Below are 14658 nucleotides of genomic sequence, written 5' to 3' on the forward strand. Positions count from 1 at the left end.
GCGCGGGCGGCGGCGGTGGCGAGCGTGCCAGCGGCGTCACCGGCTCATGCCGCGACACAGGCGACCTCGTCGATCGTCGTTCCGTGGGTTCTGGTCGTGACGCTTGCGGTGGTGGTCAGCATCCTCGCGGTGGGACTGATGCGCAGCCGGCGGGCGCTCGGTCTGTTCCAGGACTCCTTCGATTCGATCCCGCATCCGCGCCAAGTGGTCGACGCCGACGGCACGCCGCTTCGAACCAATCGCGCCTTTCGGGACCACCTGACGGACGACGGCAGCGCGATGCCGGACGTCGTCGAGCGCCGGGCGAACGGCCGCGAAGCCGGGGAAGAAGTCCGCAGGCTTGCCGAGCGGGCCGCAGCCGGTGGTAGCGGACATGCAGAGGTCCCGCTGACCCGGGGCGGGGGTGCCCGGGGCGGGGGTGAGCGTATCTGGCTGGACGTTCGCGCCCAGCCCATGCGGGAGCGGGCCGGCGTCGTCCTCTGGTCCGCCGAGGACATCACCGCACGCCGCCAGATACAGGATGTGCTGGAGGACGAGCAGGCGCGATTCATCGACTTGCTGGAGCACGCGCCGATCGGCTTCTACTCGGTCGACCAGGACGGGTGCTTCCTGTTTGCCAACAGCACGCTGGCGGGTTGGCTCGGTGTTGCGACGGAGCGGCTGACGTCGGGTAAGCTGCGCCTGCACGACATCGTCGAAGCGGCGGGCGAGGCCGGGGCGCCGGCGTTCTGCCCGTTTCCCGACTGGCGCGCGCGGGAAGGGCAGACGGCGCATGGCGAGGTCGAGATGCACGGCCCATCCGGCCATGGATTCGAGGCGCACGTGACCCAGGAGGTCGTTCCCGGCGAGGGCGGCGCTATCTCCACCCGCTCGGTCGTGCGCAACCTTACCCAGGAGCGCGCCATCGCCGAGGCGTTGGAACGTTCGGAGCGCCGCTTCCGGCGGTTCTTCGAGAAAGCCCCGGTCGGCATCGCGCTGGTCGACGGGGAAGGCTGCGTCAGCGAGTGCAACGCCGCCTTCGCCCGCACGTTGCAGCAGGCGCCGCACGCGCTGGTCGGCCAACGCCTGACGGACCTGGTCCGCGAGCAGGACCGCGACAACGTCGCCGCCACCCTGAGCGGCGAGGTGGAGAGTCCGGCGGAAGTCCGGGTCACGGATGGCGGCATCGTGTGCGCGCTCTTCGCCACTGCCCTGGACGAATCCGACGGTCAGAAGGGCGGCGTGGTCCACCTGATCGACACGACCGAGCAGAAGAATTTGGAGGAGCAGTTCGCCCAGTCGCAGAAGATGCAGGCGGTGGGCCAGCTTGCCGGCGGTATCGCGCACGATTTCAACAACCTGCTGACGGCGATGATCGGTTTCTGCGACCTGCTTCTGCTGCGCCATCGCCCCGGCGATCAGTCGTTCGCCGACCTGATGCAGGTGAAGCAGAATGCCAACCGCGCCGCCAACCTGGTGCGCCAGCTTCTTGCGTTCTCGCGGCAGCAGACGCTGCGCCCGACGGTGCTTTCGGTGACTGATGTCCTGGCCGAACTGATGCATTTGCTGCGCCGGTTGATCGGCGAGAACATCGAGCTGGAGATCAGCCACGGCCGGGACCTTCACCCGGTCAAAGTGGATCAGGGGCAGTTGGAGCAGGTCATCATCAACCTCGCCGTCAATGCCCGCGACGCGATGATTGAGACAGGCGGCCGGCTGGCGATCCAGACGCGCAACTCCGTCCTGGAGAAGCCGATCAAGCGCGAGGGCGAGACGGTTCCCCCCGGCGACTACGTGCTGATCGAAATCGCCGACAGCGGTTGCGGCATTCCCAGGGAAAACCTCGACCGCATCTTCGAGCCGTTCTTCTCGACGAAGGAACTCGGTGCGGGCACGGGGCTGGGGTTGTCGACGGTCTATGGCATCGTCAAGCAGACCGGGGGCTTCATCCTGGTCGACAGCGCGGTCGGGGAGGGAACCACTTTCCAGATTTTCCTGCCCCGCCATCGTGAAAGCCATTCAGAGGCCGCCGCGAGAGACGTGGAGTCGCAGCAGGCGCGCGATCTCACGGGCATGGGGACGCTGCTGCTCGTCGAGGACGAGGACGCGGTGCGTTCGTTCTCCGCGCGGGCCCTGCGCAAGAAAGGCTACACCGTGCTGGAGGCCGGTTCGGGGGAGCAGGCCCTGGAGATGCTGAAGGACGAATCGGATCCGGTGGACCTTTTGATTACCGATGTCGTGATGCCGCAGGTGGACGGCCCGACACTGGTGAAACGCGTTCGCGAGAGTCGCCCGAGCCTGAAGGTGATCTTTATCTCGGGCTATACGGAGGGATCGTTCCGCAAGCATCTGGACGACGACAGCGGCGTACATTTCCTGGCGAAGCCGTTCAGTCTCAAGCAGCTTGCCGGAACAGTGAAGGAAGTCCTGCACGAGCCCGGCGCATAGGGCTCGGGTCCACACGGCCGGGGTCAAGGAACGATGCCGAGTCGCGGCGGGCTGTTCCGGTTTTGATCTTTTGGCCTTGGCGTACCGGAACATTTCAGGTACAAAAAGGGTGGTCGCGTCGGTGAACAGACGCGTTGCAGTGGCCGTACCGGCTGTGTGATAAGAGGGGCCGCTTTTCGATGTCGCAGCAGAATGTACTCAGTTTGGCAGATCGTAAGACCGGAGACAGGCAGAAAGCGCTGGACGCCGCGCTAGGCCAGATCGAAAGGGCCTTCGGCAAGGGCTCGATCATGCGCCTTGGCGCGGACCAGCAGAACGTCGACGTCGAGACGGTGTCCACCGGCTCGCTCGGCCTCGACATCGCGCTGGGGATCGGCGGGCTACCACGCGGCCGCGTGGTAGAAATCTATGGGCCCGAGTCGTCCGGCAAGACCACGCTTGCCTTGCATGTCGTGGCGGAGGCGCAGCGCGCCGCGGGCACCTGTGCCTTCATCGACGCGGAGCACGCGCTCGATCCCAGCTATGCGAAGAAGCTCGGCTGCAACGTCGAGGAGTTGCTGATCTCGCAGCCCGACGCCGGCGAGCAGGCGCTGGAGATCGCCGACACGCTGGTGCGCTCGGGCGCCATCGACGTGCTGGTGATCGACTCCGTGGCGGCCCTTGTGCCGCGGGCGGAACTGGAAGGCGAGATGGGCGATTCCCAGCCGGGCCTGCAGGCACGGTTGATGAGCCAGGCCCTTCGCAAGCTGACCAGTTCGATATCGCGCTCGCACTGCATGGTGATCTTCATCAACCAGATCCGGATGAAGATCGGCGTGATGTTCGGCAGCCCGGAAACCACGACCGGTGGCAACGCGCTGAAGTTCTACAGCTCGGTGCGACTCGACATCCGCCGGATCGGATCGATCAAGGACCGGGACACCGTGGTCGGCAACCAGACCAAGGTGAAAGTGGTCAAGAACAAGATGGCGCCGCCGTTCCGAACGGTGGAATTCGACATCATGTACGGCGAGGGCGTGTCCAAGACCGGCGAGTTGCTGGATCTGGGCGTGTCCGCGGGGATTGTCGAAAAGGCGGGCGCCTGGTTCTCCTACAACGGCCAGCGGATCGGGCAGGGGCGCGAGAACGCCAAGAGGTTCCTCAAGGAAAATACGCAGATCGCCTCGGAGATCGAGGGCAAGATCCGCGAGAATGCCGGCCTTGTCGCCTCCAATATGCTGGAGGGCCCCGACACGCCGGACCAGGACGACAACGAGAAGTAGTACGCTCTGCAAAGGGCCATGGCCGGGTGGTCGGCGGACGGCATTGCCGCGCCGGCGACTGTCCGGTCGCCGCCTCATGGGTGGACAGCGTGGCGGCGCGTGGCTACATACGCCGCGCGGGTCCGTTGTGTTTGGGCCGCGCGCAGGCGTAGGGATCGGCCATGCTCAGCACGAACGATATTCGCAGCCAGTTTCTTGAATATTTCCGCAGGCACGATCACGAGGTGGTGCCGTCCTCCCCGCTGGTGCCGCGCAACGATCCGACGTTGCTGTTCACCAACGCCGGGATGGTCCAGTTCAAGAACGTCTTCACGGGTCAGGAGCATCGTCCCTACAGCCGCGCGGCGACCTCCCAGAAGTGCGTGCGCGCCGGCGGTAAGCACAACGATCTGGAGAATGTCGGCTACACGGCCCGCCACCACACCTTCTTCGAGATGCTCGGCAACTTCTCGTTCGGGGATTACTTCAAGGAGCGTGCGATCGAGCTGGCCTGGCTCTTGGTGACGCAGGAGTTCGGACTGCCAAAGGAGCGGTTGCTCGCGACCGTGTATGCCGAGGACGACGACGCCTACAATCTGTGGAAAAAAGTGGCCGGTCTGCCGGACGACCGGATCATCCGGATCGGCACGTCGGACAATTTCTGGGCGATGGGCGATACCGGGCCGTGCGGCCCCTGTTCCGAGATCTTCTACGATCACGGCCCGGACGTGCCGGGCGGCCCGCCGGGCAGCCCGGACGAGGACGGCGACCGTTTCATCGAGATCTGGAACCTCGTGTTCATGCAGTACGACCAGCCCGAGCCGGGAAAGAAGGTCGATCTGCCGCGGCCTTCCATTGATACCGGCATGGGGCTGGAGCGTATCGCCGCGGTCCTGCAGGGCAAACACGACAATTACGACATCGATCTCTTCCGGCGCTTGATGGAGGCCTCGGGCGAGTTGTCGGGCGTGGATCCGGACGGCGACCATCGCGCCTCGCACAAGGTTATCGCCGACCACCTGCGCGCGACGGCCTTCCTGATGGCCGACGGCGTGCTGCCCTCGAACGAGGGGCGCGGTTACGTCCTGCGCCGGATCATGCGCCGGGCGATGCGGCATGTGCACAAGCTGGGCGTGCGCGAGCCGATGATGTGGCGCCTTGTGCCCGAGCTGGTCAACGAGATGAGCGGCCACTTCTCGGAACTGCGACGGGCCGAGGCGTTGATCACCGAGACCCTGAAGATGGAGGAGGGCCGCTTCCAGGAGACGCTGGACCGCGGGCTGAAGCTGCTTGGGGACGAGACGGACCGGCTGGGCAAGGGCGGTACCCTGCCCGGCGAGGTGGCGTTCAAGCTGTACGACACCTACGGCTTCCCGCTCGATCTCACGCGCGACATCCTGCGCGGCCAGGACCTCGGCCTCGATGAGCAGGGGTTCGAAGCGGCAATGGAGCGGCAGCGTGCGGCCGCGCGTAAGGCCTGGGCCGGCTCGGGCGAGGCGGCGTACGAAAAGATCTGGCTGGACCTGCGCGACCGGCTCGGCGCCACGGAGTTCCTGGGATATGAGAACGATGTCGCCGACGGGCACGTGCTGGCCATCGTCAAGGATGGACAGGAGGTTCAGGAGGTCGCTGCCGGCGAGCAGGTTCACGTGGTGCTGAACCAGACGCCATTTTATGGCGAATCCGGCGGCCAGGTCGGCGATACCGGCACGATGACGGGGGCGGACGCCACGCTTTCGGTGACGGACACGCAGAAGAAGGTCGGCGACCTGCACGTCCACGCCGCCAAGGTGGAAAGCGGCACCCTGAGGGTTGGCGAAAGCCTGCATCTACAGATCGATGCGGAGCGGCGCTCGCGGCTGCGGGCGCACCACTCGGCTACCCATCTGCTGCACGAGGCGCTGCGCCGGCGGCTGGGCGAGCATGTGACGCAGAAAGGCTCGCTGGTGGCCCCTGACCGCCTGCGTTTCGATATCAGTCAGCCGAAGCCGCTCAGCGAGACGGACCTTCGGGACGTCGAGACGGCGGTGAACGCGCGGATCCGGGGCAATACCGAGGTCACGACGCGCTTCATGACCAAGGACGAGGCCATCGAGGCCGGCGCCCTGGCCCTGTTCGGCGAGAAGTACGGCGAGGAGGTGCGGGTCGTTTCCATGGGTGGAGTGGAGGAGGGCGCGAACAAGCCCTACTCCGTCGAGCTTTGCGGCGGTACGCACGTGCGGCGCACAGGCGACATCGGCTTCTTCAAGATCGTGCGCGAGGAGGGACTGGCCGCCGGCGTGCGCCGGATCGAGGCTGTCGCGCATCGCGCGGCCGAGGATTTCGTGCGCGAAGAGGAGACGACCCTCAAGGGCGCGGCGGCCGCGTTGCGGACGACACCGGGCGAACTTCAGACGCGGCTCAACCAGCTTCTGGACGAGCGCAAGCGCCTGGAGAAGGACCTTGCTGAAACGCGCAAGAAGCTCGCCACGGGGGCCGGCAGCGGCGCCGAGACGGAAACGCGCGATGTTGGCGGCGTCAATTTCGCCTGCCGGGTCCTTGCGGACGTGCCGCCGAAGGATCTGAAGCCGATGGCCGACGAGATGAAGAAGCGGATCGGCTCGGGCGTCGTGGCGATTACGACTTCCTGGGACGGCAAGGCATCCATCGTTGTGGGCGTCACGGACGACCTGACCGAGCGGGTGAGCGCGGTAGATCTCGTGCGTATCGGCGCGCAGGCGCTGGGCGGCAAGGGCGGCGGCGGCCGTGCCGACATGGCACAGGCGGGCGGTTCGGATCCAGAGGCCGGCAATGCGGCGGTGGCGGCCATCGAGTCGGCCCTGTCGGAGAGTGCCGCCGCCTGACGTCCATTCGGCGGATCGAGGGTGCAAGTGCTGGCCTCGGGCTGCGAGCTCTAGCGCGCCACGTGATTATGGGCGGCACCAACCACATCGTTCAGGTAACCGAACGAATCACTTTTGCGCGCCCTCATTGACAGTTCGTGAGCGGCGTGACTTCCTTCCCAAACGGCGTGAGTTTCGCGCCGGATGAAAACGATGGTTCCGTACGAGAGAGCCAGGGGAGGAATTCCGTGAAACGTACGTTGCTTGCGGCCGCTACCGCGCTGGCCGTCGGCGCCGCTTTCGGGGCGAGCGCCGAAGCGAAGACACTCGTCTATTGTTCCGAGGGGAGTCCGGAGGGCTTCAATCCGCAGCTCTACACGGCGGGGACAACCTTCGACGCGTCGTCTCGCCAGGTCTACAACCGGCTTGTGCAGTTCGAGCGCGGCACCACGAACATCGTGCCCGGCCTTGCCGAATCCTGGGATATCTCCGAGGACGGCACCGTCTATACCTTCCATCTGCGCGAGGGCGTTGCCTGGCACACGACGGACAACTTCACGCCCAGCCGCGAGTTCAACGCGGACGACGTGCTGTTCTCCTTCCGCCGGCAGCTCGACCCCGAGCACCCGTATCATGACGTGTCGGGCGGCGGTTACGAGTACTTTAATGCGATGTCGATGGGCGGCCTGATCGACCGGATCGAGAAGGTCGACGACTATACGGTGCGCTTCCACCTGAACAAGCCCGAGGCGCCCTTTATCGCCAACATGGCCATGGATTTCGCCTCCATTATGTCCAAGGAGTACGCGGACAAGATGATGGAGGCCGGGACGCCGGAGAAGGTGGACCTGGAGCCCGTCGGCACCGGCCCGTTCCAGCTTGTGCAGTATCGCAAGGACGCCGTCATCCGCTATAAGGCCCACCCGGACTACTGGGAAGGCAAGGCGGCGATCGATACGCTGGTCTTCGCCATCACGCCGGACAACTCGGTGCGCTGGCAAAAGCTGAAGGCCGGCGAGTGCCACGTCATGCCCTATCCGAATCCGGCCGACCTGGACGCCATGCGCGCCGACGACAACATCGACCTGAAGAGCCAGGAAGGCCTGAATGTCGGTTATCTGGCGTTCAACACGGAGAAGGATCCGTTCAAGAACGTCAAGGTCCGTCAGGCGCTCAACTACGCCGTCAACAAGCAGGCGATCATCGATGCCGTCTTCCAGGGTGCGGGGCGCATCGCCAAGAATCCGATCCCGCCGACCATCTGGTCCTATAACGAGGAGATCGAGGATTATCCCTACGACCCCGAGAAGGCGAAGCAGCTTCTTGAGGAAGCCGGCTATGGCGACGGCTTCGAGACTGACGTCTGGGCCATGCCGGTGCAGCGGCCGTACAACCCGAATGCGCGGCGGATGGCCGAGCTGATTCAGTCGGACTGGCAGAAGGTCGGTGTCGACGCCGAGATCGTCTCCTATGAATGGGGCGAATACCTGGCCCGCTCGAAGCGCGGGGAACACGAGACCGTGCTGCTGGGGTGGACCGGCGACAATGGCGACCCCGACAACTTCCTCTACGTCCTACTCGGGTGTGACGCCGCAAGCGGAGCGAACCGTGCACGATGGTGTTACGAGCCTTTCAACGACCTTCTGCTGAAGGCGAAGCGTACGGCTGACAAGCAGAAGCGCGCCGAGCTTTATCAGGAAGCTCAAGTGATCTTCAAGGAGCAGGCGCCCTGGATCACAATCGCGCATTCAATCGTCTTCGAGCCGGTGCGCAAGGTCGTCAAGAATTACAAGATCGATCCATTTGGCGGCCACATCTTCTACGGCGTGGATATCGAGCAATAATCCGTTCCGATCATCATTTTCGACTGAAAACGGGAGGTTCCTTAATGGGGCCTCCCTAATTTTTGTGGATCACTTATACATAAATTCGCATTGACAATCTCGTCCCAGATGGCGTCATTTCGACCTAAATAGTATTGTAGTTTCGCGTTTTGCTTGAGTTTGAAGCGCGAATATCAACCACGCTAAGTGGTGTGGTCCATTGATGAAGGGAGGCTGGATGTTTCTGCAGCATCCAATGGACGGTGGGCGAGAGTCTGACGACCAGCAGGCTTTCGCATCCTATGCCCAGGAGTTGCGCCAACTGGCGGACGAATTGAACACCACGCAGCCGGAACGTGCCGCCGCCTGCCGGCTCGGGGCCGATGTTCTGGAAAGCCTGGCGGAGCCGTTCGTGTCCTGGCCGGGGGCATAGGCTCGCGTGCGGCGGCTGCCGCCGCTGCCTCATACGTGAATGTTACGCTGACGGGAGCGACGCGTGCGGCTGCGCGCGTCGCTTGCAATTTCGGCTCAATTCTGCAAATGGAGCGCCCACGCGGTTTTTTGATCGCCTGCGGGCTTGATCGTCACAACATTATCCGGGTAGGGCTGTTCGCATGTTCCGGTTCGCGATCACACGCATCGCGGTTTTGCTGCCGACGTTCATCGGGGTCACGGTGATCGCGTTCTCGCTGATCCGACTGATCCCCGGCGACCCGGTCGAGCTGCTGGCTGGAGAGCGTGGTATATCCGCGGAGCGTCACGCCAAGCTGATGCAAGAGATGGGCTTGGATCGGCCCCTTCACGAGCAGTACCTGACGTTCATTCTCGACGTTTTCCAGGGCGACCTCGGAAAATCAATCCGCACCAAGACGCCGGTGAGCGAGGAGTTCTTCGCCCTGTTCCCGGCAACGGTGGAACTGTCCCTTTGCGCCCTGTTGTTTGCCGTGGCCATTGGGCTGCCGGCTGGCGTGCTGGCGGGGGTGCGGCGCGGCAAGGTGTTCGACCACTCGGTCATGACGGTCTCGCTCGCCGGGTATTCGATGCCGATCTTCTGGTGGGGGCTGCTGCTCATCATCCTGTTCTCGGGAACCCTGGGCTGGACTCCCGTTTCCGGGCGCATCTCGGTGATGCATTTCATCGAGCCGATCACCGGCTTCATGCTGATCGACACCCTGCTGCAGGGGAACTATGCCGCCTTCAACTCGGCCGTGCGCCACCTGATCCTGCCGGCGGTGGTGCTTGGGACGATCCCGCTTGCGGTGATCGCGCGCCAGACCCGGTCGGCGATGATCGAGGTGCTGGGCGAGGACTACGTGCGGACGGCGCGGGCGAAAGGACTGCCGCCGTGGCGCATCGTCGGACTGCACGCCCTGCGCAACGCGCTGATTCCGGTGGTGACGGTCATTGGCCTGCAAGTCGGGCTGCTGTTCTCGGGCGCCATCCTGACGGAGACGATTTTTGCCTGGCCGGGCATCGGCAAGTGGCTCGTCGATTCGATCCATCGGCGTGACTATCCCAGCGTTCAGGGCGGTCTTTTGCTGGTCGCCAGCACGGTGATGATCGTCAACCTGATCGTCGACCTGCTGTACGGCCTTATCAACCCACGCATCCGCCACGCACGGTAGCGCCATGACAGTCGACGCGAACGCCGTACAGGAAACGGACCCCGAAGCGCAGGGCCTCGCCGCGCGGCCCATGCATCCGCTGGTGGAGTTCTGGGTTTATTTCCGCGAGAGCCGTGGCGCGGTGGCGGGCATGGCGGTGATCGCAGTGGTCGTCATCGTCGCGATCTTCGCCGACGTACTGGCGCCGCACGATCCGACGGAGCAGTTCCGCGACAGCCTGCTGACCCCGCCGGTGTGGGCCGAGGATGGAAGCTGGGCCTTCCCGCTCGGCACCGACGCCGTCGGGCGCGACATGCTTTCCCGGATCATGCACGGCGCCCGCTTTTCCATGGTGATCGGGCTGGTCGTGGTCACGCTGTCGCTCTCCATCGGTATCGGCTTGGGACTAGTTGCCGGCTTCTTCCGGGGCGTGGTCGAGACGCTGATCATGCGCCTGATGGACATCATGCTGGCGCTGCCCAGCTTGCTGCTGGCCATCGTCATCGTCGCGATCCTGGGGCCCAGCCTGTTTAACGCGATGGTCGCTATCGCGCTCGTCTATCTGCCGCACTTCGCGCGGCTGACGCGGGCGGCGGCGATTGGCGAACTGTCGCGCGACTATGTGACGGCCAGCCGCGTGGCCGGTGCCGGATTGCCGCGGCTGATGTTCTCCACGGTGCTGCCGAACTGCCTGCCACCGCTGATCGTGCAGGCGACGCTGGCATTCTCCTCGGCCATCCTGGACGCGGCAGCATTGGGATTCCTTGGCCTCGGCGCGCAGCCGCCGCTGCCGGAGTGGGGCACCATGCTGGCCGAGGCACGGGAGTTCGTGCTGCGAGCCTGGTGGGTGGTCACCTTCCCGGGGCTGGCCATCCTGGTCACGGTGCTGGCCTTCAACCTGATGGGCGACGGCCTGCGCGACGCCCTCGACCCCAAGCTGAAGCGGAGCTGAGCCATGGCACTGCTCGATATCCGCAACCTCAGGGTCGAGTTCCGTACCGCGCAGGGGTTGTTCCCGGCCGTGGACGGCATCGACCTGACGGTGGACGAGGGCGAGCTGCTCGGCGTCGTCGGCGAGTCGGGATCCGGCAAATCGGTGACGATGCTGGCGCTGATGGGGCTGTTGCCGTGGACGGCCAACGTCACGGCCGACCGTATGGAGTTCGCCGGCCGCGACATGCTCTCCATCCCGCCGCGCGAGCGGCGGCGGCTGACCGGCGCCGAGATGGCGATGATCTTCCAGGAGCCCATGTCCAGCCTGAACCCGTGTTTCACGGTGGGCTTCCAGCTTACCGAGGCGATCAAGGTGCACCAGGGCGGCACGCGCCGCCAGCGCCGCGATCAGGCGGCCGAACTGCTGCAACAGGTCGGCATCCCCAGCGCGGCCAGCCGGCTATCCGCGTTTCCGCATCAGCTTTCCGGCGGCATGAACCAGCGCGTCATGATCGCGATGGCGATTGCCTGCAACCCGAAGCTGCTGATCGCGGACGAGCCGACGACGGCGCTCGACGTCACCATCCAGGCGCAGATCCTCGACCTTCTGGTGCAGTTGCAGCGTGAACGCGGGATGGCGCTGATCCTGATCACCCATGACATGGCCGTGGTCGCGGAAACCGCCCGGCGGGTGAACGTCATGTACGCCGGCCAGCAGGTGGAGACACGGCCGGTGGACAGCCTGTTCGACAACCCGCGCCATCCCTACACGGCCGCCCTCCTCGACGCGCTGCCGGAACGTGCCAGCGGCAAGACCCGGCTGCCGACAATTCCCGGTGTGGTGCCGGGTATCGCCGACCGGCCCGGAGGCTGCCTGTTCCACCCGCGTTGCCGTTTCGCGCAGCAGCGGTGCAAAACCAACAGGCCCGAGCTCGAAAGCGACAGGGACGGGCGCGTGCGATGCTTCTTCCCGCTCGATCGCGGCGAGCCGACGGACTGGCCGGAAGACGCGGAAAGTCGGGGGAGCGCGGCATGAGCGGCGAGACGGTCCTGACGGCGGAAAACCTGGTCCGGACCTATACGACAGGTGGCGGCATGTTCCGCGCGGCCGCCGATGTGAAGGCGCTCGCCGGGGTCAGCTTCTCGCTTCGTGCCGGGCGGACGCTTGCCGTCGTCGGCGAGAGCGGTTGCGGCAAGTCCACCCTGGCGCGGCTGGTGACGATGATTGAGAAGCCCACCGATGGCGTCCTGCGGGTCGACGGCCGCGATGTCGTCGGCGCCGACTACCAGGAGCGCAAGCGGTTGCGTCAGGAAGTTCAGATCGTTTTCCAGGACCCTTACGGCTCGCTGAACCCGCGCAAGAAGGTGGGGGCGATCCTGGAAGAGCCGCTGCGCATCAACACGCGCATGTCGGCGGCGGACCGGAAGGAACGCGCCGAATCCATGATGGCGCACGTCGGTCTGCGCCGGGAACACTACAGCCGCTATCCGCACATGTTCTCCGGCGGTCAGCGTCAGCGCATCGCCATCGCCCGCGCCCTGATGCTGCAACCGCGCATTCTAGTGGCGGACGAGCCGGTGTCGGCGCTGGACGTGTCCATCCAGGCGCAGGTGCTGAACCTGCTGATGGACCTGCAGGACGAGTTCGATCTGGCCTACCTGTTCATTTCGCACGACCTGTCGGTGGTCAGGCACATCGCCGAGGACATCATGGTGATGTACCTGGGCCGCGCGGTAGAGCACGGGCCGCGCGAAGCGATCTTCGACGCGCCGCGCCACCCTTACACGCAGGCGCTTCTGGCTTCGACCCCGGCGGTCGAGCCGGCGCACCGGCGGGAGCGCATCGCCCTTACCGGCGAGTTGCCGTCGCCCATCAACCCGCCATCTGGCTGCGCCTTCCACCCCCGCTGCCCCTTCGCGACGGACCGCTGCCGCACGGAGCGCCCGGAACTGCGACCCGTGCATGGGCGCGAGGTTGCCTGCCATCACGCGGAAGCCATTGCCGATGGCGTGGCGACCCGCAAGGGTGCAACCGCCGCCGCCGACGCTTCCGCGGCTCAGTAAGGCAGGGCCAGAGGACGCTCGTCCCTGTTTGGTCGACTACAACTACATAAAATTGCGCCTTTAACACGGGCTTCACTGCATCGCCGCGATCCTGCCCGGGCAAACGGGAATTGCGGGAGGAATCGTGATGGCTCAAGTGCTGGGCTCGGTGACGTCCGTTGCCGGCGCGCGCGTGACGGCAAAGCTTGATTCTGAAGCCATGCGCGCCGTCGAGGGCGCACAGGTGCACACGCTTGTCCGGATCAACGGAAGACAGGCGGATGTCTTTGCCACCATCCGCGAACTCCATGTCGCGGGCGGGTCGGACATTGAACAGCAGGTCGCCGAGCTGGAGCTGATGGGCGAACGACCGCATGGCAAGGATGGCGGCCCGTCCGGCGCCTTCCAGCGGGGCGTCAGCCACTTTCCCCGCCTGGGCGACAAGGTGTACCTGGCCGTGGCCGACGACCTGCGGGAGGTTTATGTCCCCGATGGCGACAAGCTGGTGCCCGTTGGGACCATCGACAGCGACGGGCTGTTACCGGCGGCGGTGCTGAGCGACGACCTGCTGGGCAAACATTTCGCCATCCTGGGGACTACCGGCTCGGGCAAGTCCTGCGCGGTTGCCGTGCTGCTGCGCGGGCTGCTGGAGGGGCATCCGAACGGCCACGTCATCCTTCTGGACCCGCACAACGAGTATAAGGCGGCCTTCGGCGACCAGGCCGTGCTGGTCAGCCCGGAAACCATGTCGCTGCCTTACTGGCTATTGAACTTCGAGGAGATGGTTTCGCTGTTCTGCAGCCCAGAGCCCGCCTCGCGCGAGCTTGAGGCCGACATTCTGAAGCGCGCCGTGATGGCGGCGAAGGACGCCTACCTGGGCGAGCAGCCCTCGCAGTATCCGATCACGGTCGATACGCCGGTGCCTTTCCGCCTCAGCACCATGTTGCAGTACATCGACAGGGCGATGGGGCAGATCAACAAGCCCAGCGACACGCTACCCTACATGCGGCTGAAGTCGCGGATCGAGACGCTGCGCGCCGACCGGCGCTTCGAGTTCATGTTCGGCGGCGTCGCCGTGCAGGACACGATGGCCAACATCCTCTCGCAACTGCTGCGCATTCCCGTGGCCGGGCAGCCCATCACCATCGTGGACCTGTCCGCCGTGCCGGTCGAGGTCGTGGACTCCGTCGTCTCGCTGCTTTGCCGGCTGGTGTTCGACTTCTCGATCTGGACCACGGAGGAGCAGCAATGCCCGGTCCTGCTGGTCTGCGAGGAGGCGCACCGCTACATCCCCTCCGACGATGCCGAGGGCTTCGGCCCCACGCGCAAAGCGCTGTCGCGGATCGCCAAGGAGGGGCGGAAGTACGGCGTGGCGCTCGGTCTCGTCACCCAGCGGCCATCGGAATTGTCGGAGACCATTCTCTCTCAGTGCGGCACGCTGTTTGCCCTGCGGATGAGCAACGACCGCGACCAGGAGTTCGTGCGCCGGTCCCTGCCGGATGGGGCGCGGGCGCTGTTCAACGCGCTGCCCGCCCTGGGGACGCGCGAGGCGATCGTGGTGGGCGAGGGTGCCGCCGTGCCGATGCGTATCCGCTTCGCCCGGTTGCCTTACGGCCAGCAGCCGCGCGCCGGCACCACCAGCTTCGCCGCCGCCTGGCAGCGTGACGACCCGGGGCCCGAGATCCTCACCGACGTAATCGACCGCTGGCGTCGGCAACTTCGCGAAAAGCATGACGACGAGCCCCCGCGCCTGGCCGCGCGGTAG

General features: G+C 65.4%; 10 protein-coding genes. All 10 read left to right on the forward strand.

The window, feature by feature from the left end; translation table 11 throughout:
• Window positions 1–15: 15 nt before the first annotated feature.
• The 10 genes from DRB17_RS16050 (at window position 16) to DRB17_RS16095 (ending at window position 14658) form a co-directional block, all read left to right on the forward strand.
• The gene (locus DRB17_RS16050) at window positions 16–2427 is read left to right on the forward strand and encodes a PAS domain S-box protein (protein ID WP_161958860.1); all 2412 of its coding nucleotides are present in this window, start codon (window positions 16–18) and stop codon (window positions 2425–2427) included.
• Window positions 2428–2606: 179 nt separating this feature from the next.
• The gene (recA, locus tag DRB17_RS16055) at window positions 2607–3689 is read left to right on the forward strand and encodes a recombinase RecA (protein WP_114583244.1); all 1083 of its coding nucleotides are present in this window, start codon (window positions 2607–2609) and stop codon (window positions 3687–3689) included.
• A gap of 161 nt (window positions 3690–3850) precedes the next feature.
• A complete protein-coding gene (gene alaS, locus DRB17_RS16060) occupies window positions 3851–6511 on the forward strand; it encodes an alanine--tRNA ligase (protein ID WP_114583245.1) in 2661 nt (886 codons plus the stop codon).
• Between the two features lie 227 nt (window positions 6512–6738).
• Complete coding sequence (locus tag DRB17_RS16065; RefSeq protein ID WP_114583246.1) at window positions 6739–8334, forward strand: ABC transporter substrate-binding protein; 1596 nt, start codon at window positions 6739–6741, stop codon at window positions 8332–8334.
• 217 nt (window positions 8335–8551) lie between these two features.
• The gene (locus DRB17_RS16070; protein WP_114583247.1) at window positions 8552–8746 is read left to right on the forward strand and encodes a hypothetical protein; all 195 of its coding nucleotides are present in this window, start codon (window positions 8552–8554) and stop codon (window positions 8744–8746) included.
• A 181-nt stretch (window positions 8747–8927) separates the two neighbouring features.
• Window positions 8928–9938 carry an ABC transporter permease subunit gene (locus DRB17_RS16075; RefSeq protein WP_114583248.1) on the forward strand — a complete coding sequence of 337 codons (1011 nt, stop codon included), beginning with the start codon at window positions 8928–8930 and terminating at the stop codon, window positions 9936–9938.
• Between the two features lie 4 nt (window positions 9939–9942).
• Window positions 9943–10869, forward strand: coding sequence for an ABC transporter permease subunit (locus tag DRB17_RS16080; protein WP_114583249.1), 927 nt, complete (start codon window positions 9943–9945; stop codon window positions 10867–10869).
• 3 nt (window positions 10870–10872) lie between these two features.
• Window positions 10873–11886, forward strand: a complete 1014-nt coding sequence (locus DRB17_RS16085) for an ABC transporter ATP-binding protein (protein ID WP_114583250.1) — start codon at window positions 10873–10875, stop codon at window positions 11884–11886.
• On the forward strand, window positions 11883–12914 hold the full coding sequence (locus DRB17_RS16090; protein WP_114583251.1) for a peptide ABC transporter ATP-binding protein: 1032 nt from the start codon (window positions 11883–11885) through the stop codon (window positions 12912–12914). The genes DRB17_RS16085 and DRB17_RS16090 overlap by 4 nt, the downstream gene beginning before the upstream one ends.
• 127 nt (window positions 12915–13041) lie before the next feature.
• Window positions 13042–14658, forward strand: a complete 1617-nt coding sequence (locus DRB17_RS16095) for an ATP-binding protein (RefSeq protein WP_114583252.1) — start codon at window positions 13042–13044, stop codon at window positions 14656–14658.

This window comes from Ferruginivarius sediminum (assembly GCF_003344765.1).
Lineage (GTDB): Bacteria > Pseudomonadota > Alphaproteobacteria > Kiloniellales > Rhodovibrionaceae > Ferruginivarius > Ferruginivarius sediminum.